At 76.0% G+C, this 3,518-nt stretch carries 1 protein-coding gene and 1 pseudogene; both read left to right on the top strand.

The window, feature by feature from the left end; genetic code table 11:
• Nucleotides 1-197 precede the first annotated feature (197 nt).
• Nucleotides 198-1,481 (top strand): competence/damage-inducible protein A, encoded by a 1,284-nt coding sequence (locus FHL79_RS24690; protein WP_138761196.1) that lies wholly within the window; start codon nucleotides 198-200, stop codon nucleotides 1,479-1,481.
• Nucleotides 1,482-2,417: 936 nt separating this feature from the next.
• A pseudogene (locus FHL79_RS26315) lies at nucleotides 2,418-3,518 on the top strand (hypothetical protein); the annotation flags it as partial.

A 3,518-nucleotide genomic window follows, 5' to 3' on the forward strand; every position in this document is an offset into this window, starting at 1 on the left:
GTGCGCGGCTCGTCGTCCCGCGGGCCGTACGGGTGCGGCTGCGGTTCGGGGATCGGCGGGTGGGGCTGGCTCATCTGTCCTCCTGGTGACGGGCGTGGGGCGCGGCCCCGGCAGCGGTGCCGACCGGGTCGGACCGGCAGGGCACGTGCGGACGGTCCGGCCGTCACCGTAGCCGCGCGGCGTCCTAGGGTCGGGTCGTGGCAGTGCGTGCGGGCATCGTGGTGACCGGTACCGAGGTCCTGACCGGGCGGGTCGCCGACCGCAACGGTCCGTGGCTGGCGGAGGAGCTCCGGGGGCGAGGGGTCGACGTCGGGTCGGTGGTCGTCGTGGGGGACCGGCCCGAGGACCTGCGCTCCGCGCTGGCCTTCCTCTCCGGCAGCGGCCTGGACCTGGTGATCACCACCGGTGGTCTCGGCCCGACCGCCGACGACCTCACCGCGGCGGTGGTGGGGGAGTTCCAGGACCGCCCGTCGGAGGTGGACCCGGCCCTGGAGGAGCGGATCGCGGGGGTCGTGGCCCGGCTCAGCGCCCGGCGGGGGTGGCGGATGGACCCGGCGGCGACGGCGGCCGGGGTCCGCAAGCAGGCCCAGGTGCCCGTCGGGGCGACCGTGCTCGAGCCGGTGGGCACCGCGCCCGGCCTGGTCGTGCCGGCCCCCGAGGGGCGCAGCGGCCCGCCCGTGGTCGTGCTCCCCGGGCCGCCGTCGGAGCTGCAGGGCATGTGGCCGGCCGCCTTGGCCGCGGAGCCGGTGCAGGCGGCGCTGACCGGGGCCACCGAGCTGCGGCAGCAGACACTGCGGCTGTGGGGGACCCCGGAGTCCGAGCTCGCGGCCACGCTGCGCCGGGTGGAGGACCAGCTGACCGGGCTGGAGGTGACCACCTGCCTGCGGGACGGCGAGGTGGAGATCGTCACCCGCTACGCCCCGGACGCGGAGCCGGCCTACGCACGGCTGGCCGAGGCGATCAGCAGCGACTTCGCCGACACCCTGTTCAGCACCGGGCCCACCCCCGACGTCCTGGTCGCCGGCGCGCTGGTCGACCGCGGCTGGAAGGTGGCCGTGGGGGAGTCCTGCACCGGCGGGCTGCTCACGGCCCGGCTGACCGCGGCCCCCGGGTCGTCGGCATGGGTGGTCGGTGGGGTGGCGGCCTACGCGAACAGCGCCAAGGAGCAGCTGCTCGGTGTGCCGGCGGCGACCCTCGCAGGAGCGGGTGCCGTGAGCCCGGAGGTGGCGCTGGCGCTGGCCGAGGGCGCGCGGAGCCGGTTCGGGGCCGACCTGGGGGTCGGGGTCACCGGCATCGCCGGGCCGGGTGGCGGCACGGTGGAGAAGCCGGTGGGCACCGTCCACCTCGCGGTCGTGGGGCCGGAGGGCACCGTCACGAAGTCGGTCGTGCTGCCGGGCTCACGGGACGCGGTGCGGCAACGGACGACGACGCTCGCCGTGCACCTGCTCCGCCAGCTCCTCATCGGCGGTCCGCCGGCCTGAGACAGCCGTTCCACGTGGAACAGCCAGTCACGCGACACAGCGGCTCGGGAACGCTGGGTCACGGCATCCCGATCTCCGGCTCGTGAACGGCCCGTTGTGGCTCCCTCCGGCTCTGCCGTTCGGCGTGTGGGGGAGGACCGTTCACGCATGCCGCCGACCGGGAGTGCTGTTGCTCAGCGCACCCGCTCGCGCCGGTCGTGGTTCCGCCGGCTGCTGGTGACCGCCGGCCTCACCACGGGCGGGTGTCTCGCGGTCGGCCTGGCGGCCGGGACCGCCGTCGCGGACGACGTGGTCCCGGGCGAGCCGCTGGGCGCCGTGGTGGCAACTGTGGCCACCGCGGCGGACGTCGTACCTTCCGACGTGGTGCCGGCCCTCCCGTCGACGGCTGGTCCTGGACCGGCAGCTCCTCCACCGGTCGAAGAGCTGGCACCGGAGCCGCCTCCCGCGGACTCCCCGCCGCCCGAGGCCGGTCCGGTCACCCCAGCCCCCGTACCGGATGTGCCGGTGCCAGATGTGCCGGTGCCAGATGTGCCGGTGCCAGATGTGCCGGTGCCTGGCGTCCCGGTGCCGGATGTTCCGGTGCCGGATGTTCCGGTGCCGGATGTTCCGGTGAAGCCGGTGCCGGATGTTCCGGTTCCCGACGTGCCGGTGAAGCCGGTGCCTGACGTCCCGGTGCCGGATGTCCCGGTGAAGCCGATGCCTGACGTCCCGGTGCTTGACGTCCCGGTGCCGGATGTCCCGGTTCTGAGTCTCCCGCCGGTACCGGATGTGCCCGTGCCGGAGGTGCCCGTGCCGGACGTGCCCGTGCCGGACGTGCCCGCGCCGGACGTGCCCGTGCCGGACGTGCCGGCGAAGCCGGTGCCTGACGTTCCAGTGCCTGATGTTCCGCTGAAGCCGGTGCCTGACGTGCCTCTCCCGCCGGTTCGAGTGCCCCCGGTGTCGGTACCTGATCTGCCCGACCGCCCGGTGCCGTCGGTCCTGGTGCCGTCGGTCTCTGTGCCGGACGTGCCCGACCGCCCGGTGCCGTCGGTCCTGGTGCCGCCGGTCTCGGTGCCGGACGTGCCCGACCGCCCGGTGCCGCCGGTCCTGGTGCCGCCGGTCCTGGTGCCGCCGGTCCTGGTGCCGCCGGTCCTGGTGCCGCCGGTCCTGGTGCCGCCGGTCCTGGTGCCGCCGGTCTCCGTGCCGGACGTGCCGGTTCCTGTGGTGGTCCCGGTGCCGGACCTCCCGAGGCCGGACGTTCCGGTGAAGCCCCTGCCGGACATCGCGCTGCCGCCGGTCCGGGTGCCTCCCGTCGCCGTCCCCGATCTGCCGTACCTCCCGATACCGCCGCTCTCGGTGCCGGGTGTCCCCGTCCCGGATGTCCCGGTGCCGCCGGGCCTCGTGCCGAACATGCCGGTTCCTGTGGTGGTCCCGGTGCCGGACCTCCCGAGGCCGGACGTTCCGGTGACGCCCCTGCCGGACATCGCGCTGCCGCCGGTCTGGGTGCCCCCCATCTCGGTGCCGGACGTGCCTTACCTTCCCGACCTCTCGGTGCTACCGATCTCCGTGTCGGTCGTGCCGGATGTGCCCCTGCCGCAGGTGACCGTGCCGGACGAGGTCCTGCCGCCGTTCTCACTGCCGGACCTGCCGCGGCCGGTGGTCCCCGTGCCGCCGGTGCTCGGGATCCCCGTGGTCGTCGACGTGCCGGACCTCTCGGCGCCGGTGGTGCCGGAGCCCGTCCTCCCGGCGCCCGCCGTGGTGTTGACCGTCGACCCAGCTCCGATCCCCACCGAGGTGCTGGACCCGCTGGTGGCGGCGGCTCCCGTGGTCGCCCTGCCGGAGGGCGCCACGACGACAGACCCCGCGACCACCGAGTCCGCAGCCGGTGACCCGGCGGCGGAGCCTCCCCCGGCGCAGGACGCCGCGCCGGCCGCTGCCCCGGCCGCCGCCCCGGCCGCCGCCCCGGCCGCGGAACCCGTCACCGCTCCCGTGACCGCCGCCGTGGCGAGCGCGAGCCCGGCGACGACCGTGGTGGCGACGCCTGTCGTCGCCCTGCCC

It is taken from the genome of Modestobacter altitudinis (assembly GCF_005930475.1).
GTDB lineage: Bacteria > Actinomycetota > Actinomycetes > Mycobacteriales > Geodermatophilaceae > Modestobacter > Modestobacter altitudinis.